This is a genomic window from Haladaptatus halobius (genome assembly GCF_020618475.1).
Taxonomy (GTDB): Archaea; Halobacteriota; Halobacteria; order Halobacteriales; family Haladaptataceae; genus Haladaptatus; species Haladaptatus halobius.
This window is the reverse complement of record NZ_CP085340.1, coordinates 271,717-291,921: the sequence shown is the minus strand read 5'-3', so window position 1 is coordinate 291,921 and position 20,205 is coordinate 271,717. Positions and strand designations below refer to the sequence as shown.

Genomic DNA, 20,205 nt, shown 5'->3' with positions numbered 1-20,205 from the left:
ATTGTCCAAGCACGATATGACGCTGAATCACCTTGATATTTGTTTCCAGACGTAGGTGATTGGTTCTCTGAATCCTGGCATGCCATCGTACGTCCAAAGCAGGATACAGAAGGCTATCATCCCCATCACCGCGATCACATATCCTCTTAATTCACCCGATAGTATTTCAGAAATGTAGTCAGCGAAGTAATAAACAAACATCTCAGAAAACCCCTCAGAGGATGACTCCGTCTTTTCGAGTGGCCAGAGTAGGATAGCGATTGGTAGCGAGCCGTCTTGTATATACTTTGGGATCACGTCAAAGGGCAAGTGGAGGAGATATCCGAGGCTAAATGCACCGCCAAGATTCACCCGCTGGTAGTAGGTCGTCACGAGAAAAACGGCAATGGAGAATGACACTGCGAAAAAGATTGAATGGCCTAGTGCATAGCCTGACTCGAAGATCCCGAACTGCCAGGCTAGTGGTTTATCGATAATGTCGGGAAAGACCGATGCGAACACGACAACGACTGCTTCTCGTCCAGTCGGTGACCGACGTAGAACGAGATGGACGAGGAGTGAAAACGCGATGTAACCGATGATAGCGTGTTCCCAAGGCCACATGGTGTTATCGCTCACTCATCACTCTGTGTTCGTCGTATTCATCTAGTCGAGAGGGATCTAAGCAATGGGTCGGAACAGCGGGGGAAACCATAGTTGGATTAGCAGCGCTTAAATCATAGTCTTTCTGTCCCCCCGAGGAATTACGAGTCGTTTCTCGGAGTACTTCAGTTGTTCTCAATGATGTTTTCTTTCACATTAGGAATGTGCCTCTCCAATGAGCATGACACTGCACGGAACGTGGAGGTGATAGAGGTAGGTGTTAGGTACCATGAAGTCCACGTCCGTCGGGTGAACTAATTATAACCTACCCGACACTAGAAGTGTGTGAGTGACTCACTTAGCTACTCTGGCTCACGGATATGACCACAACGATGCACATTCATGGCTGTGAAACGTGGATGATAGAGGTAGTGTGGCTACACCATGCGATCCACGTTCGTCGGGCATATCTGAACGTCGATGCAAGACCCGACATCGTGAGGTATGTTCACAATCCCTTTAGAAGTTCCGTTCACTGTAACCAGTGAGAAGGGATATTGTGTTAACAACCGCTAGTGTCGGCGGGATAGCGTCACTCCTCCATCCGTGCAAGCGTCCAATAGACTACGCCCACCGTGAACGACCCCAGGGCGACTGCAGTCAGATGCGAGAGGTCGGTAAGAAGAGTCGCTCCAAAGACGCTCTCGCTTGTTGGGCCTGATCATCTTAATCCAAGGTCGTTTCTTCGCCGTCAGTTTCTGTCTTATCAGGCGAGTCGATCATCCACAGAATACTCGGTGGTTTGTTGGTTGAATTTTGCGTAATATTTCTTCTCTTAGACGCCCCAGAAGAGTGCGATACCCAGCGGTGTCACAACCGTAAACAATAACTGCAACAGCGCACCAGCGCGGAGGTAGTCACTGAACTTGTAGCCACCTGGCCCGTAAACGAAGAGGTTTGTCTGATAGCCGATGGGTGTCATGAAGGCAGTACTCGCGGCGAAGGTCACCGCCAGCACGAACGCAAACGCGTTCGCGTCGAGTCGCACAGCGGCCTCAACGGCGACTGGGATCATGAGAACAACACTGGCATTGTTGCTAATGACGTTCGTTAACAGTGCTGTCACTAAATAGAAAAGTCCGAGCACGGCAAGTGGTGGGAAAATATCCCCGCTAGCGACCACGAAATCTGCTAACAGGGTTGCCGTCCCGGTCTTCTCCATGGCGATTCCCAGCGGGATGACCCCTGCGAGTAGGAAGATCACGTCCCATTGCACTGCATCGTACACCTCTGTCGGCTTGAGCACACCAGTCACGACCATAGCCAGTGTCCCGGTGAGCGCTGAGACCATAATCGGGACGACGTCGAGTGCCGCCAAAGAGACAACTGCCGCGACGATGCCGATCGCGAGTGGGATTTTTGACTTGCGGAATTCTGGTCGGTCGACTTCCTGTGCGACGATAAAAGCGGGGTTTGCGGCCAGACGACTGATACTGTTGGTCGTCGCCTGAATCAACAGCGTGTCGCCGACCTGTAGCTCGACTCGTTCGAAGCGCTCACGGATGACCTCTGGCCCGCGGCGGAGCGCGAGCACCGTCGCATCGTAGTGCTCGCGGAAATTTGTACTCGCGAGCGTCTCGCCGACGAGCGACGAACCAGGACTGATGATGACCTCGACGAGGTTCTGTCCCTCACTCGCTGCTTCCAATCTCTCCTCGGTGACCCGCACTTCTGGGAGCAAGTCGAGACCGTCAAGTCCCATCAACTGGACGAGTGTACGGCGGTCGGTTCGAATTGCGAACACATCACCAGGGCGGATAGTCTTCCTAGCCAGCGGTTCGAGGAAGACGTTGCCGTTTCTGATCAGCTGGATGATGTCCACATCGAGGTCAGACTCCTCGATAGCTTCTTCGACCGTCTGTCCGACGATGGGAGAATCCTCGTGGACAACGACCTCGGTGAGATACATAGCTATCTGGAACTCCTCGGTCAGGTCTTCCTGGGGCTTGATTCGCGCCGGAACCAGCCACCGTCCCAGTGTCAAAAGATACAGCGTCCCGAAAGCGAAGACGACGACGCCAAGTTTGGTAAACTCAAACATCGAGAAGGCGTGCAGGCTGGGATGCTGAGTGGCCAGACGAGCGGCAATATCGCTGGCAAGGATATTTGTCGAGGTACCAATGAGCGTGAGCATCCCGCCGAACATCGAGGCATACGACAACGGCAACAGCAACTTCGATGGAGACATCTTTCCCTCATCCGCGATGTCGGTCACCATCGGCAATAAGATGGCGACCGCCGCAGTGTTGTTAATAAACCCTGAAATTGGCCCGACGACGCCGATGATCGCTCCCAACTGCTTGCGTTCGTCATCGCCTGTTATCGTAGCGATTCGCTGGCCGAGCAGCTGGATGATGCCAGTCCGGCGGACGCCATCGCTCAAAATGAACATTGCCAACACCGTTACTGTCGCCGTGTTTGCAAGCCCAGAGACGCCTTCGGCAGGTGAGATTTGTGTCCACGGCTCCAACACCATCAGCGCCACCATGACCCCGATCGCCGTGATATCTATTGGCACCGGCTCGGTCGCAAACAGCACGAGCGCTGCGACGATGATGGCAACAACAACTAACATTCCTGTCGTCAACTCAGCGAGTGCCACAGCTACTACAACTCGCTAAACAAACAAAAAGTGTGAGGGGGGAGAAGAACTACAGGCTGCGAACAACTAATAGTATTGGAACTACAATTAGCGACGGCCGAGAAGCCACTCACCTTCTCGGAACTCCGTGAACGGGTTGGCATCCGCGATACTGGCCGCTTCAACTATCATCTCTCGAAGCTTCGTGAGCGATTTGTCCGTGAAACCGACGACGGCTATGACCTCGGGCATGCTGGCGAACGTGTCATTCTTGCAGCTTCTGATGTCGATCCTGAGATTGCTCGGGCACGTGCCGAAGCACCTGAGAGCACAGCGGATGAGGTTTGTCCCGTTTGTAATGAGACGGAGTGTAACCGACTCATCCACGTTCATCTTACCAATCGATAGTTACGGTCGCCGTCAGATGCGCAGTTCGTGGACCGCCTGGGTCTCTATCTTACTTCGGAAGGTCTGTCCCCTCATCATGCATTTATGCGCCTTAATCGCCCCACACTCCTGGCATGGTGTGACGCCGAGGGAAGACGTGTGGAGACGATTGCCTACACACCCATCGGCACGAGTGTAGATAAACAAGTACGGAGGCTAGTCTGATTACCTCGGATCATTGCCTATGTGACGACTGTCGTCGTGCGTCGGATACTTGAATATCAAGTCCGCGAGTGCGTCCAGATACTCCACCTCACTCTGGACGAACCACCTCCTTGTCGAGGAGAACGTCTCACCGCGGATTGTGATGGCTCTTGGCGGGTGGTCGTCGTATGATGCGATTGAGCCGTATCTCGCTGCACCCACAGAAACGAATATCATTGCGTCGATGAGCGCTGTTGAACTATGAGCGGCCAATCAAGGGCCGAGAATCACTACTCCAGAAGACAGTAAGCGGAAGTAGAATCGGTCGGGTCGCCGCTCTCCATGAAGCATATAACCCATCACCAAAGGCTCTTCTGACGAACGGGCTTCAGGAGAATTCTGAAGGGTCAATCTGATGTGCGGCTTCTCGATATTCAGTATACTTGTTCGTTGCCCAGGTGTACAGTTCCGGGTTAGTACTCTCGAGACAGGCGGAGAATTGTCCGTTCTCATCGTGTGTTCCGACAATAACATGCTCATCAAAGAGCGCTAGGCCAAACGAAAACGAGTCTGGGCACACGTAAAGTGAAACCTGATCATTTTCGAGTTCAGCCCTCATCTCTGTCGCGTCCTCTGAACTCGCCGTTTCGATGACTGACTGATCATACACGAGTTCCAGAGTCGTCCCTGATTGGAGAAGGGGTTTACCGGCTTCGATGAATCTTGGACTAGCGATTGGCACGAGTACATAACACTGCTCACTCGGCAAATTTCGCAGCCGTGCTGCGAAATGAGAATGTGGTGCATGAGGATTCTTCGGAGTGGCCGTGACAATTGTGCCGGACTCTACGGCTTCGAGTGGGATACCCATTCCCTCCTCTCCAAGCTGATTGAAAAATTGCGGATACTCCATCACGATCGACAGCGTCTCAAGAAGTGCGTCATACTGGTGGAGGATCCGGCTTCCAACCGATGTGATCTGATATTCATCTTCGAGGTCATCGACCCAGTCGTATGCTTGGAACTTGGTGAGTGCCCGATGGACTGTCGGCCGTGAACATGAACACTTGGACGCCAATGTCCTCGGTGCAGTCGGCTGCTCTGCGATTTCTTGTAGTATCTGGTGTCGTGTGGAGGAGTTTGCGAGGAAGTTCACGTATTCACGTGGAGTCATAACCGGCAAAATGCACTACCATCTCATAAAAGGAAGATACTTCCCCTATTTCATCCTAAATATGGTGATTTAGTGAACCCGTATAGTTGGCAACCCTGTTCTCTGCGTTACTACTCGTCCATAAAATAATCCGTCTCTGACTACCAGGAGCACCATTTAATGATTCAAATCAATATAAAAGTCCGTGATTTAAGGAGATAATTAGTCCTATTTTGGGTTGAGGAGTATTGTGGCTGAACGATCTTTGTAGGCTATTGCAAAGTATGAAAGAATTCACAACATATGTTACACCGGCAGGTATGTAATTGTGAAAATATCGACAATACTCTGTTATACGTGTTAAAAGTGAGTAATTAGATGGCAACAAACGCCTCTGGAAGTCCGTCAGAGAGATATTACTCGTTGTCATATCTAACAGGTAAGGGTGCGTCAAAAACGGAGGATTGAAATTGAACCAGTCAATAACTTACCATTCTCAAATTCGTATTAATACTGTGTTTTCTTCCTGTTCATATTGGCCAAACTATGGAGGTAGATTTGGATGATTCGTTGGACGATCAAGTTGCGCAGGTGTTAAGAGCGGCGGACGGCGACTCATTCACCATTACTCGTTTATGGTCATTGTATAGGCAGTCAACAACAAACCGGCTGTAGTCCAACAGTTTAATCGAACTACCACCATGAAGGAGAACGAACCATGATACAACACGATATCTTTACCAGCACTATCTTACAAGCCGGTGGACTTCCGGGATGGCTGCAAGACCCCGTCTCGGGGTTCATCGCGCTCCTACCGCGCCTTGTCGGTGCGCTCGTCATCCTGCTCATCGGTTGGATTATTGGTCGCGCCGCAGCGGCAGTCGTCCGCAGAATCGCGGATCGAATCGAACTCGACAGAATGGTCCTCAACACGCCGCTCGGGCGGATACTCGGTGGAACGGAAAGTGCAGTGTCGGGGACATTCGGCAAACTCGCTGCATGGTTTATCTACGCCCTGGCGATTCTCGCCGCCGCGAACGTGCTCGCAATCGCAACACTATCGCAGTGGATTGCGACCGCCGTCTCGTACCTTCCGGCGCTGATTGCCGGACTGCTCGTCATCGTGCTTGGGTTCGTCGTTGCCGACTTCATCGGCGACGCCATCATGCGAACCCGCGCGGCGACCCACACCGCGTACACCCAGTGGTTCGCCACGGGAACCCGGATGTTCCTGTACTTCACCGCCATCGTCATCGGTCTCGACACGATGGGCATCGACGTGGGCATCCTGTACGTCTTCGCGCGAGCGCTCGCGTGGGGATTCGCCGCGGCCATCGCCATCGGCGTCGGTGTTGCATTTGGTTGGGGTGGACGGGACTACGTCGCCGACCACATCGAGGGTTGGATGAGCAGCGCCCAGCAAGGCACGCCGAGTCCGCAACCAAGCGACGACGACTGAGAGTCTCTGTGAACGGTTTTTCACGGAATCCGTTCACAGTGCTTTGTTGAAAGAGGGTACAGCGTCAGGATCATAATGCTGTGGAGATACGTTCGACGTTGGAGATGGCAAACAGTAGAATATATTCTTGAAATTCACAGTCTCACGTCTGTGCTTGGACGGTCGCACCGTGTGAGCACATCACTACCAAGTATATCCCAGTTATCCAGCGGCGGTTGGAAGATCGTCGGGATCACAGCCTAAGACGTATATACCGCATTCATCAGTGAGCGTCGGACGATCATCTTAGGGTAGATGTAGCTGTCTTCGAACCAGGTACAGTGGATTACGGCGTGCTTCCAGCGGGCAAACCCACATGCTTCCCCAATGCTTGTTTAGCCAGTTGCTTTTATCACTGAACGAAGCTGAGGAGTTATCGGCTTCCGCTCACCCCGGGAAGGGCAGGATCTCTGGCTTGGAACGTCTGTGAAAAAACAGCGATTTTCGCTCGATACCGACTACATCCCCAGGTTACTACCGACATCGCCGCTGATCTGCGAAAGCACCTTTTCGCGCTTTTCTTCGGGAAGGTTTTGAATCAGGTTGACTAGCTCGTCGGCGCTGACGTTCTCAGGATTTGGTAAGTTTCCACTCATAGTTGACCGCATGGATATTCAGATAGGTAGATATATAGCGTTTTTGGCCAGCGGATATTGGACACTTACAATCGCAATATCGCGCCTTTTAGCATCGTTATGAATTAGTCGGTAACGCTACTTTTGTTATCATTTACTAGAAATATGACTATATCAATCATAGGTTGATAGTACAAATGCATATCGACTTGAGAGATGAACACCCATAAATAGTTTTGACTACTCGTCTAATCCATATCTTGACTACTATCTACTAAACACAGTGCCATCACCGAGTTTGATGGGGGCTTTATACTAACTAAATAACCAGACGCTATTCTTTCGCTTTCTGATGATTGGATGGCCGAGATCTCGACCGTCGGTGATGAGTATGCGGAAGTAGACCTATGAGGTGAAAGACACGAGCGGAGAGGGTTGAGAGAGAAACTTATAGTTGGGATTTCAATAACCGAGCAAGTCAAATCCCTCGTTTTCTGATTCCCCATTTGGCATTTGAGAACCGTAGAGAAGAGGATACGGTTGATAGTCGGTCGCAATGAAAACAGTACGGTGAATATATTTATTAAAACTAAGCGGGAATTCTCTCAGTGATCTTCCCATGGAGCTTATACCAACGGACTGGTGGGCTACTGAGGCGGACACACCAGGGCTATCAAACTACATCTGTCTCAACCGCCATACGGAGTTCCAAATGCAGCAGCACGTCTGTCCCGAGTGTGAGTGCTTTTGTGTGGAAAACCGATATTGGATTCGGGAGATTGACCACGACACGGATTCCGAATAAGCGAGCTGAGTTCACGGGCTAAAGCGAAGATCACGGAGGCCGAAACATCCTCTTGAATGTCGAAACCCGCGTTACAGTCGGTAACTGGTCACGTAGTATTCATGAATAGTATCACCATCTGTAGCTCACCGTCGCAGCAAAGTCAACCGACTCCGAGCTCTCGTTAGTGATTCCCAATGCGCTGATTCGACGCTCGACGGTTGGTATATTCGCGTGAGATGATTCAGCGAAGGCACTGCATAACAATACTGGAAGCGGGCATTGGATGAACGTGAGCGCCGCCCTGTCTAGCTGACAGGTCGTACTACGGTGCTCTACGTGATACTCATCGTATCGCAAACATCCGTGATGGACCGTCAGCACGGTTGCCACCGCTATGCTGACGGTCCTGCGTCTTGAACAGTTTTAGACTTGCAAAGTAGAGTAAGATCGGTCTCGCTCCACTCAAATTATTCGAGTCCGTGTTACTAGTACAGCACCGTTGACGATTCATCTTGTATTGGCAACTCCGTCTACTTTGGTGATCTCAGTAATTCAACTCGACTCTTGTTCGCTACGTCTGTATTTCATTGAGTGACTCGATGATCCTCAGTCGATCACCGGGAATGCTCTACCGATATAACTATTGTCTCGTGTAGCGCCGCATTCCTAACCGAACAATGGCTGATGGTATGTGGACAGCTTATCCCACTAACATATACTTCATGATTCATAGATTTTCTCTAGTAAGGAGTTGCACTTTAGAATGGAATGTCGATAAATATTTAGACACATGGTTCAAGAGTACAAGGTACTTTCTCACTCTTCATCAAACGAAGTTCCATTTGTTTGTTAACGAGACTACTATACTATGAGTATTAGATCTCAAGCCCAATCGTCACACCGAGGGGGCCGATGGTGAACGCATGCAACGGAATGACATAGCGCCAGACCTGATTTGGCACGACGCGCACGAGGTACGGTGCTCCGATTGCTGCCAGAAATCCCCGTGAAGATGGAGGAGAAGAAGACGAGATCAACGGCCACCCCCTGCGTCGACAGTGCAACCAAGAAATAGCGTCAGTAGATGGCTATCATCGCCGGAAACGGTCACGAATAAACTCCCGAAGTACAGACCCTGAATATTGTATAGGGGGTTGAAACAGATAACAGAGTGCGTTACACAGATAGCAGTGTAATGGATTGTTTTGAAGATAATAGCGCTGATTCTTATGAGACTTTGTACTCAGCGTTTTTGCGAGTGACAATAGAACAGAATAACGTCAGCTCGATGCTCTCGCCTAGAAGCGGGCTTACAAGATCAACGAAAAATTTGTCCAGAGACAGTGAACGACATCACGGAGAGCGAATGCCAATATGAACAGCAGGTGGTTAATGGCGGTTCCGACTTCGCTTTCAAAGACTTGCCATCTTATTAGAGTTCCTCCCTTTCCTTGAGTTCGATCTGCTCGTCGGTGATGCGGTCGATCTGATCGGCTTGGACCGAGAGATCGCCTTGGTCACCGTCGCCCCAGTTGAATCTGGTCCGAATCCGATCGGTGATGCTCGGGTGGGCGTCAACGTAGACCTTCGCTTCCGTTGCTTCGACCTCGGTAATTTCTCCGATAGGTTCTTCGCTCGCGTTGACGACCGTTTTGCCGATCTCGTCGTCAGTAAGACTGACTGGAGTTGTCGTTTCGTCTTGCTCATTACTCTCTGACCCCTGCGTCCCTTCTAGCTCTTCTACCTCTTTCCCCTCTGCCGCTTCCGTTGGGTCGTTTCGTTCACCAATCCCGGTCTCTTCTAGCTCTTGTGTGTCTTCCCCCTCTTCCCTTTCAGTTGGTTCGTCTCCTTCCGCATCAGTCATTTTGTCTGACTCTTCCGTCACCTCCTCCTCTGGCTCTTCTGCTTCAGTCGATTCGTCTCGTTCATCGACGAACTCCTCGTCACCGACGAGCTCAGTCTCGATGTCCCTGCGTCGAATGGTTTCCATCTCTAAGAGATCACCATCCGTGACATCGGTGTAGAGACGCTTTCGGTCGACGACTTCATCTTGGACAACCCGTTCACGTTCGAAGTGCGTACTGATTCGATCATCTTTGTCGATCTCACTTTCGATGTCGAACTCTGTCATGACCTCGTTCGGTGACCGGTCGACGTCGAGGAGTCCGCTTTCAGCGATTTTCCGGTGGAGACCACTGACGTCAAGATCATGATCCTCTGTTGTGTCGGACTCTTTGATCTCCATGTCCTCGATATGGCTCTCTACTGTGAACTGCTCGACAAGCTCACGAGTGACCAACCAAGTCTCCTCAACATCGATCCTGGGACGATACGGAATCTCGTCAGCGGCAAACTCCTCTGTAGTTGGCTGCCCAGATTCGTCTCCCATTCCATCGTGCATCTCAAGGAATCGATCTAAGTCGAACCACCCTTGCTCATCTATATCTGGGTCTGCGACCAAATTACAGCTGGCACACTTACGTCCGATGAGCTCGACGTCGCGTACACGCTGATCGATTATTTCACGCTCTACAAGTTCGCTCTCGATCGTCGTCTCCTCAACGAGAACGCTTTCGACGACAGTCGTCTCCGTGACCGTGCTCGTTACCGGATTTCCTGCCAGCAACTGATCCTCAAATTCATCCCTGTCCACATCCACGTGGGCTATCGCCTTGTTGCGCTTCACGACCTCAAATGGTTCGGCTCCCTCTTCGTCGTGATAGATCACGACGTATCCCCAGTCCTCTAGCATCTCGAAGAACGATTCCCACTCAACTTGTTTGTGTGCGTCACCCACATTTTCTTCCGGGATGATGTGGAAACGCTCGGTCTCTTCTCTGCTCGCAGTGTCCTCTACTGGGACTGCTTCGTGTTTCTCTGCCCACCTCTGAATCGTCTCTTTGTCGGTTGATATGCGACTATCGGTATCGCGGTCAGTGTCAAGACTCATGTCTGTACAGTCCTCCACCTTCTGTCTATGCTGAACGTCTCAATAAGTACCGTCGATGGTTCATGTTTTCACGAAACTTCTACTGAGGCGCTCATGTGGTATCCAGTGTTACCGTGGGATTATTAATTAGGTTACTTTTCTTCTAGAGAGAGCTCCGATGCAATTCAACGACTGGCTCTAACCCACCGCTATCGGCTGTTTCTCGCCAAATCACCCCCATAACGTTATAGATATTATCCTTAAGGTACACGATCTCGTTCTTCCAGGGCGGCATATCCATCTCGTAGGTGCGTTCTTTTAACCCCATTCGCGTCGATGGTGATCTGCATGTGACTATACTGTACAACTCTATGTCCAAGCTTAATATTTTCTGATAGTCAGATGGTCAGCCACATATTAGCGTGCTAACTTTCTTGGGACACTATTGCAGTACTTCTCTAACTAGTGAGATGCTTGGACTGAATCTAACAGATTTTTCTTCGTAGAGAGCGTAATTAGGCTTGTTGGTAACGAACTATCCGCTGAGATGTTATAGTGATGTGGTAATAAATGTCTAAAGGCATAGTTAGCATCGCAGAAGGGTGTGCGAAGTCCGTTTCAAAGGCATCAACTTCGGGGCCGCGAGTACGTTGGCTGCATTCAAAGACAGCGGCAATGTGATCGAGTTCAGCGTCACCGATGTTGGGGCCACGAGGGCCAGAGCTAGTTGAATGGTACTTACTGCCGCTTAGACCATAAGCGGAAGTAGAATCACCCCGGTACCCCCGTATCGATTTGTGCGCAGTCCGTGGTGTGAATGTATCGTTCAATCAGCCCGCGATTATTACATCTTCGACATAGATTTCGAGTTCGAAATACGACTTCTCACGCCTGAGACATGCGTTGCGGAGATACTCCGGGTTATTTTCCGGTTCACCGCCGTAATCCTCCCATTGCCGGTCAATGTGTTTCTTCGCAAGGTCAACAAAAGATTGGACCGCATCAGATTTTGGGGACAAGCTCTGTGCCTTCCACCACCGCTGGCCTTCTCGATGATTTGTTGGTGTTCAGTTTGAAGGTCCGTGTATACGAGTGGAGAGATATGTGAGACCAGCTCATCGGAGAGCGACACAGACGCAAGGTCAACGACCGTACTGTCCATATTGCTGCACCCGGGAAGTGCTCGTGATAACTGCGTGCAGCCTGAGAGTGTTGTGACGCTTAGACTTGCTCCAAGAGCCACTAGATCGTGCGTATGCAAAGATGTAGTGCCGTGATGAGACATCGTATCGCCGACTTTCTGGCGCTCGAACCTAACTCCTCAATTCAATAGAGATAATGGTTAGTGCTTTTAGCTCTCTAGTCAGGTGGATATCCAGCTATGTATCGTCACTCTCGTCAGACATGGCAAGATCATCAGGCATGGCAAGCTGGAGATAGGGCGTCAGCTGGTCAACCGTCTCTAAAAGAGTAATCGTTTCAGCATCAATATCGTAGCGAATGATACCAGCACCAACTAATTTTGGCAACTGTTGGTGGTGAAGACCAATAAGAATACGCTCATACTGGTCATACCTTGTGCAAAGCAGAGAGTTCCATGCCGTCCCAATCGAGGCTCCGTTCGTCTGTTTCAAGATAATGGTTGAGTGCTGTTATGTGACGCTGGCGTAGTCGTTCGGGGATGATCTGGGTTGCTGACTGCCCAACCAATTCGTCCGGCTGATACCCAAGAAGGCGCTCGACCGCGGCGTTCGCAAAGACGATGGTGCTCTCTTCGTCGAGCGTGAGAATCGCATCCGAGGTGTTCTCGACGAGCGTCTGAAAGTAGGATGCTTCATCCAAGCCATCCACTGACGCGGCGAATGCACTTTTAGGGGGAGAACTCTCGTCGGTCATTGCTGACACCGTGATGGAATTCACTGCCTTCTCATAGGGCTGGTATGCTTCATACTTGGGTGCATGGATAAACATGTTTGGTCATCTTCTATAGATCATATGTGGTTAATCCCATAGTAAATCTGGCAGTAAATATCACCACTGCCCCATTGAAGACTATGCTAGGTGGATTTCCTGGTATTTCTTGACGATGACGGGAATATCGGTGGTGTACTCCTTATCTGCAAACGCCATTGTCACAGTCACGTGAGTCGGTAATTTCTCCACCATCTCCTTGCGTGTGACCGCAGACCCAGTCAGAGCCGTCGAGACGAATAATCAACGGACGAACGCCTGTGGAGGGTATCTAGACAGTGCCGTACTGTAGTATTTTACAGTGAGATTGTGATTTCGTTCGTTATACCAGTTCTATGTCGAAACACTAATGCTGAAAAGTGTTAGTCGCATTTTCAATAAATACGGTAGATTCAAGCAGGCAACGAACTCACCGTTCACTGAGTTCCTCTGCGAGAGTGAGAAATGGCTCAATATGTTGCGCCGCCTTGGAAATCAAAATCCGGGATGTCGGGCTATCGTACTCGATGAAACCCACGTCATCCAGTCTCGGGAGATGTTTTTGAGACAGGCTCATGTAGTATCTCCGGTATTCGTTTCTGTTTATCGTTTGTTTACCTGATTCACGTTTGGCGATGGTAGTGGTCAATTCGTCCAACGAGACGGGTTCAGTAGCGCGAAGCAGGTATCGAAGTACCTCTCGGCGTTGTCTCGAACGGAGGACGTCAAACAGGAGGTCGGCCGATAAAGATTCGGAAATCCACTCAACAGATGGCCGAACGAGCCAATCATCCTCGTCGCGTTCGACTATCGCGTCGGCGAGTGATTGAATGGACGCGACCGTGGTAGCATCGGAAACACGAGTGGTGATGTGGAAGTATCCGACTGCTTCGGTATCAGTAAGATGGTTTGAGAGGAAGCTAAAAAACGAGATCATCTCAGTGGGTGAGACGTGTGTAAGCGGCGTGGTAAGTGAGTCGAAAATGAGTACCGTTTTGTCAGTTGCGTTATCTAGCGCCGAAGCGACTGCTGATTGCACCCCCGTTAGGTCATCGAGGCGTTTTACGGGACGGACGATGTTTTGTTGACTCAATTGAGTCGCCGACGAGCGCATCGACCGGCCGACAGTGATGACACGAGCGAACTTCGGAATCGTTCCAACTTGACTCCGCCACTGTCGAAGGAACGTATCGGCTGACTGGTTGTACGTAACTGCAACAATTGAGTCCGGTGTAAGATGTGAGAGGAGGTCGAACGCAGGTTTGGCTGCATCTGGGGAGGTCAGGGCATTATCAATAAGAATGCTGCTCCCGGGATCGAAGTGAGGAAGTGAGTTCCCTCCCGTCACGATCTGTACTCTCCTCGTTCTCTATAGCATTGACTGGTGTGGGTCATACGTGTCTTTATAATAATTCATCAATTTGGTCTGTATTGATACTAGCTGCTCGTTCACAAACGAAGAGGTTTCGTTTGCGAGATAGGGGAACGCTACTCTTCGGATCCCATCACGGTCGAAAGTTCGGCCCCTCATTTCGAACAACAGCTACTACACAAGTTATCAGTATTAAACCTATTCCCCGTCTTGATTCAAAATATTTAGAATGTACGACTACTTTTCAATACTCGTCAAACGATAGTGACTGGGAGTATGCAGTCCTTTCTCGTAGATTAACGTCGCCTACGCAAGCAGTAGGCGACGTTTAGTTTGGTCCAACCACTTCATACCAAAGTACAGGGAGGTCGATACCAGTTTCGATGATGAAGAATTCGTTCCAGTCGTACCTAGTAGAGAATCGCCGAATGATCGGCGTCCTGTTCATGGCTACGATGCTGCTTTCACAGGCCGGATCCGCTGCGTTAGGTGTATTAGCAGTGTACGGTCCTTAATCATAGAGGATCGTCGTCCCAGATCAGTTGCCCTTCTTTTCTTACTGGCAACTGGTACCACAGAAGATAATTACGAACTGCCTCTGCCGAAAGCCGAAATGTTCGAAGCGATCCCGGCACAAGAAAATAGTGGTCGTTCGTCTCGATGAGTGGATCGACCATCGTTCCAATTTTTCCCTCCCGAGAAGGGTATGTCAGTAGTGTCACGTCATAGCGTTCACCCGTAGGTTCAATATCACAAATCATTGGAACGCCTAGGTCGACTTGTACTACATCAGCACTCCCGTCGCCGATGACAATATAGTGACTCCCGACGATGCTTTCGCGTCGAGCGAGTGCGAGTGCTACTCGAAGCGGAAATCCTAGATTGAGTAATCGCGCCATCGAGTATCCTAGACGTGCAGCACCATCATCCACGACCTCGCTGAATGTGACAACTCCACCGACTGCTCCTCCTTCGATGAGTTCGACTCCTTGGTCGTACGATTGGCAAGCGTTGAGCAGAAAGGTAGGAAACCCCACGCTCGTTAGCGTCGTCGCATCAAGCCAGCCGTCGTGGCACCGGAATCCATTCCCGTCGATATGACCAACGTAGTGAAAAAAGTCCAAGTCGGATTCGAGAACGGTGCGTAGTTCAGTTGTTGAGAGGTCATAGTGAGTGGTCACATCCAGGGCGAGTTCGTCACGAGATCGATATGCCTGTTCTACCTGCTCGTCAGCGGCCATTTCTGCGTCGTTGCAGACGACGGAGATATCGATAGCACCGGTTTTTGGTTCGCGTTCAAGCTTGTTTCGAAATGCTTGTGGTAGTGCCTTCGTCGCATTAAGTGGAACGTGGTCGGTGAACCACGCTTGTTCGAGTGAGTCTGTTGGTTCAGGACGGACGAACGTCGGACTTTCATCCGATTCACCCCTTGTCCTTCCGAGAAACGATTCCAAGACGAACGAAGCAATGTCGTCGGCCGAGGCGGGCGACGATTGCGGCATTCGGATGAGACCAAGGTCGTGTACAATAAAGGGGATCGCAGTGACTTGCTCAGGGGTGGGCGACACGTGGGCAGTAAGCGGCCACTGTGGCAAGAGTGGTTCGATACGGTCGAATGGAACGGAGAGGTACGCCGGCAATTGCTCTGTAATCGGCATCTCGTACAGCTCCTCGAAATCCAATTCAAGGTCGGCCTGCTCGCGTTCGTAGAGGTCTACCTGGTAGTATCCCTCTGTGCGAGTAAGACAGTCGAGGAAGAACGTCTGTTTGAGGACGCGCTCTATCCCCTGTTCGACCGTTGTGTTCGAAAACCCGTATTCGAACCCGTCTGCCACGAGTCGTGGACTGTCGCCGGGAACCATCTCTGCCCCGAGATAGTACGCCAGCGGCGCAGCGACGTACGCCATTTGAAGTGATAGTGGTAGTTCAAATCGAATTCCGGTCTGCGCTCGAGTTATCTCATCGGGGATCTGGAGTTCGTCACCAAGTTCGATGGTTGGCGGATGGCCCCTGAGTGTTGGATAGGACCGTTCACACGTCGTGGTCTTCAATGCCGACGAGAGCACAGACAACGCCGTCAGTACATCTTTCGGGTCGGCCGTCGTCGTCACCGTCGCCGCCGGATGGTGATGATACGAGCGAGCGCCGACGAGTACGGTAGAAGTGTCGAATTCGAACACGACACGCTCCATGGTCGCCCGCACTGAGAGTGCCCCATCAACTCGAAGGTACACTTTGACGGGGGCATTTACTTCTATATAGTATGTTCCTGAGGCTAGCTCCGTGTCGATGTCAGGATCCACTTCCAAAAGTAGTTCACCCCTCGTGTTCCGGATAAAAGTGTCGGCTCGATGATCGAGGTTCAGTTGTTTGGTCGAAATTCGAACGGCGCGATCGACGGGAAAGTAAAACTGATCCTCGTCTGCAGGTTCAGGATCGACTAATGTCGACGTATCGAGAACGTATCGACGGCGTTCGATAGTGTCGACGATCGTGAGTCCAGAATTGGGGTGTGATTCAAACGTGAGCACGATGTTCACGACTCCCTTTGGGAGTCTTTTCGGTGAGATTATCTGGACTCATGATGTACAGTGGGTAAAAAGCTATCGCAGTCCTGAGTCGCGTCATCATCTGTTGGTAACGACGCGACTTTGCTCGGTGGCAGTACCCCTCATACATTGGATCTAGGATCGTCTTTTGGTTTCAGCCGGGCAATTGCGTTTGTATGATCCTCGTAAGCCTGAGGATGGCACGTGCTGTGTGTCTACTACCGTGAGTTGCATATCAGAGTATTTTCGCTGAGTGTCAGCCGTCGATTCCGGCGGGTTTGTCGGTAGCGATGCCACAAACCCGATAGAGCCTGCGATTGTATACCACACGATCGCGGAGCACAAAAGTCCACGCCGATGCAGCCCCTCGCTGTGGCGACTCCGGTGAGGGTGAGGGCGACTGACACACATCGATTGCCATCAGACCAATGACTGCACCACCGAATAACAACCACGTCTCGACCCCGTGCCTTGAGCTCGATACCGTCTACGAACTGCTCGCTGATACCAATGCCGTGCCGTCTTACTCTATTTTGTCGAGCACGAGACGGACGTCGATGAACTCACTGAATTGGTTGAGCACATTCACAAGGACATCAACGACGTTACAGCTCCTAACCACGCACGAACCGCGCTTGTCCACACGCATCTGCCGCAGCTCGCTAACCACGGTGTTATCGAATACGACCAGCGGAGTGAGACCGTGTACTATCGTGATGACGGCCAGATTAAAATGCTCCTTTAGTTTGCCATGGACTATAAGTAAACTGAGAGCACCGAGAGCTTTCCTCGCGTCGCTGCTCCATCAGCCGCATTGACTGGGCTCAGATCATCACGCGCAGTAAAAGTTCTCAACTGGCGGTTAATCTATACGGAACACATCAACCAACGTCAAAAAACGCCATTCAACTATTGAGTGAGCGACTCAATCGTATATCCTACATCGGTGAGGATCGTCTCAACTGACTCTTGATGCCGATCAACGAGTTCATCTTGTAAGCGAAGCACGTCATTATCGATTTTCCGGAAGTGATAGGAGTGTACTGCTGGTTCATCATGTGCATCGACACCCCGGAGTTCGACGATGACCTCACGAGAATGACCATAGACCTCGGTATCCGTGATTGTCACCATCTGTTTTTCACCGCCCTCTCAAGATAAGGGGGACAGACCAAGAAGTATGGTAGCTGAGACATACTGGAACCGATTGTTTTCTAGCTCTCACTTGTGAGCGACGCCTGTTGCCTCATCAAAATCTTCACCCTCAAAATTCCTCATACATCGAAATTACAATCCAACACGTTCTATCAACCACTGTCGATTAGACTATAAGCGGAAGTGGACCACCCCCGGGAGGTACGTGAGAAAATATGCGTGACAGCTCCTCGTTAGGATCGCGGTGATTGTCTACCGGTGCATGGGGGGTTGACCGCGAGGCGGTTCACCGATACATCCTCTTGTAAGCTGAAATATCCGCCAGCGTCAGCTCACCATCGCCGTTGAAGTCCAGCGCGGCGACCTGGGCATCAGTTAATGTGATTTCGCCCCGCCGATTGATGAACTGACCTACTGGACTTCAGACCCCGAGCGGTGCCAGCCGCCAGCGGCCGTAGGCGACGAACGCGGCGAGCAGCCCCAACACCACTGGAAACAGCGCTGGCCCAATACCCATGCCCACCACCGTGAGCACCGTCGCCCCACTCATGATGATCACCAGCCCGACGGCGGCCAGTGGTGTCAGTCCTTCCCGAATGTGTAGGATCCCGGGGAGGAGCAGGCCGATCGCGCCGAGTACCTCGGCTATACCGATGAACCGCACGAACAGGCCTGGCAGCGTGACTGGCATCGACGCCAGCATCACCTCGACCGGGGTGATCAATTTCATGCTCCCTACGAATACAAAGACGAGCGCGAGCAACCCCTGACTAAGCCACAATGCATGGGACAGGGTGGGTCTCCTCTGCGCTGATTCGTCGTCCGGTGTCTCAACGGGGGCAGTGATACGTGCGCTCATTTCTTAGAGCACCTCGGCTAAGGTGTCGAGCATGCCTGCCCAGCCCTCACTGGCACCGTCGGGTACCGAACCCGGGAAATTTTGGGTGATAATGACCTCGGTACCGTTGTCGACTTCCCGAAATTCATAGCCCAGACGAAGCTCTCCTCCCATGGTCTCCTCAACCGCGACAAGGCGCTCGTTCTCGACTACCTCAACGTAGGTCCCCTCGTTATCGATGCGGTTCTCCCCATCCGTCCAGCTCACCGCGAACGCGCCACCGGGCTCGGGCTCAAGGGCGTGAACCTCCGCCTCCATGCCCTCCGGAACGAACCACTGTGGCAGTTCGTCAGAATCCGTGAATGCCTGCCATACGCGCTCGCGGGGCGCGTCGAAGGTCCGCCGGACAATCAGCTGATTCTCGTCGCTCATTCGTCGTTCTCCTCCCCTGCCGGCTCGTAGGTGAGCACGACAACGCCCGAGCTGAACGTCTCCGTGTCGACGAGGCTCATCGTCGTTGGCTCGTTTGTGCCCTCGAAGAGGAGCTTACCGCTGCCCTGGACGACGGGGTGGACCATCAGCCGATACTCGTCGACCAGATCCTGCTGCATCAACGTCTCTAGCAGCTCTCCACTCCCGACCATCAGGATGTCCCGACCGTCCTCTCGTTTCAGCGCGGCGACTTCGTCGGTGACGTTCCCTGTAATCAGGCGTGCGTTCCACTCCATCTCGTCCGTATCTAACGTCGTCGATGCGACGTGCTTGGGGACGCTGTTTATCCAGTCAGCATACCCCACGTCGTCCGTCATGGACGGCCAGACGGCGGCTAGGCCCTGGTACGTCACGCGTCCCAGCAGCAGTGCGTCGAACTCGGTGATGTGGTCTTTCGAGTAGCGCACCAGTTCATCGGGGTCCTCCCAGAATTGCATCTGCCACTCCGCTTGCTTATCGAAAACCCCATCGAGTGTGACCTTGTTTTCGACGATGAGTTTCCTCATGGTTCGTCTCCATTCAAGCTGACACGGAACTGGATGTGGATTGCTGAGGCGGATTCGGTCACGTCGATGATTTCCAGTTGGATGTGCTCGTCACCCAGATTCTCAAACATCCGAGTACCGCTTCCGAAGAGAACTGGCACGAGGTGAATCCCGATCTCATCAACCAGCCCAGCCGCGATGTATTGCTGGCCGATATTCGCGCCACCCATCACGCTGACAGTCTGATCGCCTGCGGCTGCCTTCGCCTGTTCGAGAGCGCTCTCAATGCCATCGGTGACGAACGTGTACACGCTATCCTCAGGTACGTCTGAAGGCGATTCGTGTGTGACGACGAACACCGGGCGGCGGGCAGGACCGGTCGGCCCATCCGATCCCCACCATGGAACAGAATCGTCGTACGTCTTGCGGCCCGCGATGACCGCTCCCAGGTCGCCGCTAGCTTCTTCGAGGATTTGACGGCCACGATCATCCTCCATCCACGCGTGCAGCTGCTGTCCGCCCTCACCTAACGGCTCCTCCTGACTCTGATTCGCTGCGGTGATGAACCCGTCTAACGACATGCTGGTATCGAATACTACGTTGCTCAT

At 51.8% G+C, this 20,205-nt stretch carries 17 protein-coding genes and 3 pseudogenes; 5 read left to right on the top strand and 15 right to left on the bottom strand.

All coding sequences use genetic code 11. The features are described from left to right. Window positions 1-27: 27 nt before the first annotated feature. Both LIW51_RS34790 and LIW51_RS34785 read right to left on the bottom strand, forming a co-directional pair. Window positions 28-618 (bottom strand): metal-dependent hydrolase, encoded by a 591-nt coding sequence (locus tag LIW51_RS34790; RefSeq protein WP_227380114.1) that lies wholly within the window; start codon window positions 616-618, stop codon window positions 28-30. A gap of 799 nt (window positions 619-1,417) precedes the next feature. Then, on the bottom strand, window positions 1,418-3,217 hold the full coding sequence (locus tag LIW51_RS34785) for an SLC13 family permease (RefSeq protein ID WP_227380543.1): 1,800 nt from the start codon (window positions 3,215-3,217) through the stop codon (window positions 1,418-1,420). A 102-nt stretch (window positions 3,218-3,319) separates the two neighbouring features. Here LIW51_RS34785 and LIW51_RS40260 point away from each other — a divergent pair, with 102 nt between their 5' ends. Further along, window positions 3,320-3,631, top strand: coding sequence for a DUF7347 domain-containing protein (locus tag LIW51_RS40260; RefSeq protein WP_438267488.1), 312 nt, complete (start codon window positions 3,320-3,322; stop codon window positions 3,629-3,631). Between the two features lie 298 nt (window positions 3,632-3,929). Continuing rightward, a pseudogene (locus LIW51_RS34775) lies at window positions 3,930-4,079 on the top strand (site-specific integrase); the annotation flags it as partial. Between the two features lie 123 nt (window positions 4,080-4,202). Here the strand turns inward: LIW51_RS34775 and LIW51_RS34770 are convergent. Further along, on the bottom strand, window positions 4,203-4,988 hold the full coding sequence (locus LIW51_RS34770) for a helix-turn-helix transcriptional regulator (RefSeq protein ID WP_227380112.1): 786 nt from the start codon (window positions 4,986-4,988) through the stop codon (window positions 4,203-4,205). Between the two features lie 697 nt (window positions 4,989-5,685). Here LIW51_RS34770 and LIW51_RS34765 point away from each other — a divergent pair. Beyond that, a complete protein-coding gene (locus LIW51_RS34765) occupies window positions 5,686-6,426 on the top strand; it encodes a mechanosensitive ion channel family protein (protein WP_227380111.1) in 741 nt (246 codons plus the stop codon). 290 nt (window positions 6,427-6,716) lie between these two features. Here the strand turns inward: LIW51_RS34765 and LIW51_RS40255 are convergent. The 6 genes and pseudogenes from LIW51_RS40255 to LIW51_RS34745 all read right to left on the bottom strand — a co-directional run. Continuing rightward, a pseudogene (locus tag LIW51_RS40255) lies at window positions 6,717-6,808 on the bottom strand (IS5/IS1182 family transposase); the annotation flags it as partial. Between the two features lie 115 nt (window positions 6,809-6,923). Next, the gene (locus tag LIW51_RS34760; protein ID WP_227380110.1) at window positions 6,924-7,061 is read right to left on the bottom strand and encodes a magnesium and cobalt transport protein CorA; all 138 of its coding nucleotides are present in this window, start codon (window positions 7,059-7,061) and stop codon (window positions 6,924-6,926) included. Between the two features lie 2,198 nt (window positions 7,062-9,259). Further along, window positions 9,260-10,777 carry a DUF8593 domain-containing protein gene (locus LIW51_RS34755; protein WP_227380109.1) on the bottom strand — a complete coding sequence of 506 codons (1,518 nt, stop codon included), beginning with the start codon at window positions 10,775-10,777 and terminating at the stop codon, window positions 9,260-9,262. Window positions 10,778-12,135: 1,358 nt separating this feature from the next. Then, window positions 12,136-12,285 (bottom strand): hypothetical protein, encoded by a 150-nt coding sequence (locus LIW51_RS40250; RefSeq protein ID WP_438267487.1) that lies wholly within the window; start codon window positions 12,283-12,285, stop codon window positions 12,136-12,138. A gap of 40 nt (window positions 12,286-12,325) precedes the next feature. Then, window positions 12,326-12,727 (bottom strand): PAS domain-containing protein, encoded by a 402-nt coding sequence (locus LIW51_RS34750; protein WP_227380108.1) that lies wholly within the window; start codon window positions 12,725-12,727, stop codon window positions 12,326-12,328. 409 nt (window positions 12,728-13,136) lie between these two features. Then, the gene (locus LIW51_RS34745; protein ID WP_227380107.1) at window positions 13,137-14,054 is read right to left on the bottom strand and encodes a DUF7504 family protein; all 918 of its coding nucleotides are present in this window, start codon (window positions 14,052-14,054) and stop codon (window positions 13,137-13,139) included. A 407-nt stretch (window positions 14,055-14,461) separates the two neighbouring features. Between LIW51_RS34745 and LIW51_RS40245 the strand changes: the two genes are divergently transcribed. Next, window positions 14,462-14,593, top strand: coding sequence for a DUF7503 family protein (locus tag LIW51_RS40245; RefSeq protein WP_438267486.1), 132 nt, complete (start codon window positions 14,462-14,464; stop codon window positions 14,591-14,593). On the opposite strand, the gene LIW51_RS34740 is transcribed toward LIW51_RS40245, so the two are convergent. Next, window positions 14,594-16,381: a hypothetical protein gene (locus tag LIW51_RS34740; RefSeq protein ID WP_227380106.1), complete on the bottom strand. Its 1,788-nt coding sequence runs from the start codon at window positions 16,379-16,381 to the stop codon at window positions 14,594-14,596. A 772-nt stretch (window positions 16,382-17,153) separates the two neighbouring features. Between LIW51_RS34740 and LIW51_RS40240 the strand changes: the two are divergent. Continuing rightward, window positions 17,154-17,372: pseudogene (locus LIW51_RS40240) on the top strand (DUF7344 domain-containing protein); the annotation flags it as partial. Window positions 17,373-17,536: 164 nt separating this feature from the next. Here the strand turns inward: LIW51_RS40240 and LIW51_RS34735 are convergent. From LIW51_RS34735 to LIW51_RS34715, 5 genes are all read right to left on the bottom strand, one after another. Beyond that, window positions 17,537-17,761, bottom strand: coding sequence for a hypothetical protein (locus LIW51_RS34735; protein ID WP_227380105.1), 225 nt, complete (start codon window positions 17,759-17,761; stop codon window positions 17,537-17,539). Between the two features lie 442 nt (window positions 17,762-18,203). Beyond that, window positions 18,204-18,563 (bottom strand): DoxX family protein, encoded by a 360-nt coding sequence (locus tag LIW51_RS34730; RefSeq protein ID WP_227378265.1) that lies wholly within the window; start codon window positions 18,561-18,563, stop codon window positions 18,204-18,206. 81 nt (window positions 18,564-18,644) lie between these two features. Next, window positions 18,645-19,052, bottom strand: coding sequence for an SRPBCC family protein (locus LIW51_RS34725; RefSeq protein WP_227380104.1), 408 nt, complete (start codon window positions 19,050-19,052; stop codon window positions 18,645-18,647). Further along, window positions 19,049-19,618, bottom strand: a complete 570-nt coding sequence (locus LIW51_RS34720) for a dihydrofolate reductase family protein (RefSeq protein WP_227380103.1) — start codon at window positions 19,616-19,618, stop codon at window positions 19,049-19,051. Before LIW51_RS34720 ends, LIW51_RS34725 begins: the two co-directional genes overlap by 4 nt. Continuing rightward, complete coding sequence (locus LIW51_RS34715) at window positions 19,615-20,205, bottom strand: dihydrofolate reductase family protein (RefSeq protein WP_227380102.1); 591 nt, start codon at window positions 20,203-20,205, stop codon at window positions 19,615-19,617. The genes LIW51_RS34720 and LIW51_RS34715 overlap by 4 nt, the downstream gene beginning before the upstream one ends.

Bases quoted from the DNA above. Each gene is read 5' to 3' on its own strand.
- LIW51_RS34720 (WP_227380103.1), bottom strand. From the start codon at position 19,618: ATGAGGAAACTCATCGTCGAAAACAAGGTCACACTCGATGGGGTTTTC.
- LIW51_RS34715 (WP_227380102.1), bottom strand. From the start codon at position 20,205: ATGAGCAACGTAGTATTCGATACCAGCATGTCGTTAGACGGGTTCATC.
- LIW51_RS34750 (WP_227380108.1), bottom strand. From the start codon at position 12,727: ATGTTTATCCATGCACCCAAGTATGAAGCATACCAGCCCTATGAGAAG.
- LIW51_RS34725 (WP_227380104.1), bottom strand. From the start codon at position 19,052: ATGAGCGACGAGAATCAGCTGATTGTCCGGCGGACCTTCGACGCGCCC.
- LIW51_RS34755 (WP_227380109.1), bottom strand. From the start codon at position 10,777: ATGAGTCTTGACACTGACCGCGATACCGATAGTCGCATATCAACCGAC.
- LIW51_RS40245 (WP_438267486.1), top strand. From the start codon at position 14,462: ATGATGAAGAATTCGTTCCAGTCGTACCTAGTAGAGAATCGCCGAATG.
- LIW51_RS34735 (WP_227380105.1), bottom strand. From the start codon at position 17,761: ATGGTGACAATCACGGATACCGAGGTCTATGGTCATTCTCGTGAGGTC.
- LIW51_RS34785 (WP_227380543.1), bottom strand. From the start codon at position 3,217: ATGTTAGTTGTTGTTGCCATCATCGTCGCAGCGCTCGTGCTGTTTGCG.
- LIW51_RS34770 (WP_227380112.1), bottom strand. From the start codon at position 4,988: ATGACTCCACGTGAATACGTGAACTTCCTCGCAAACTCCTCCACACGA.
- LIW51_RS34765 (WP_227380111.1), top strand. From the start codon at position 5,686: ATGATACAACACGATATCTTTACCAGCACTATCTTACAAGCCGGTGGA.
- LIW51_RS34760 (WP_227380110.1), bottom strand. From the start codon at position 7,061: ATGAGTGGAAACTTACCAAATCCTGAGAACGTCAGCGCCGACGAGCTA.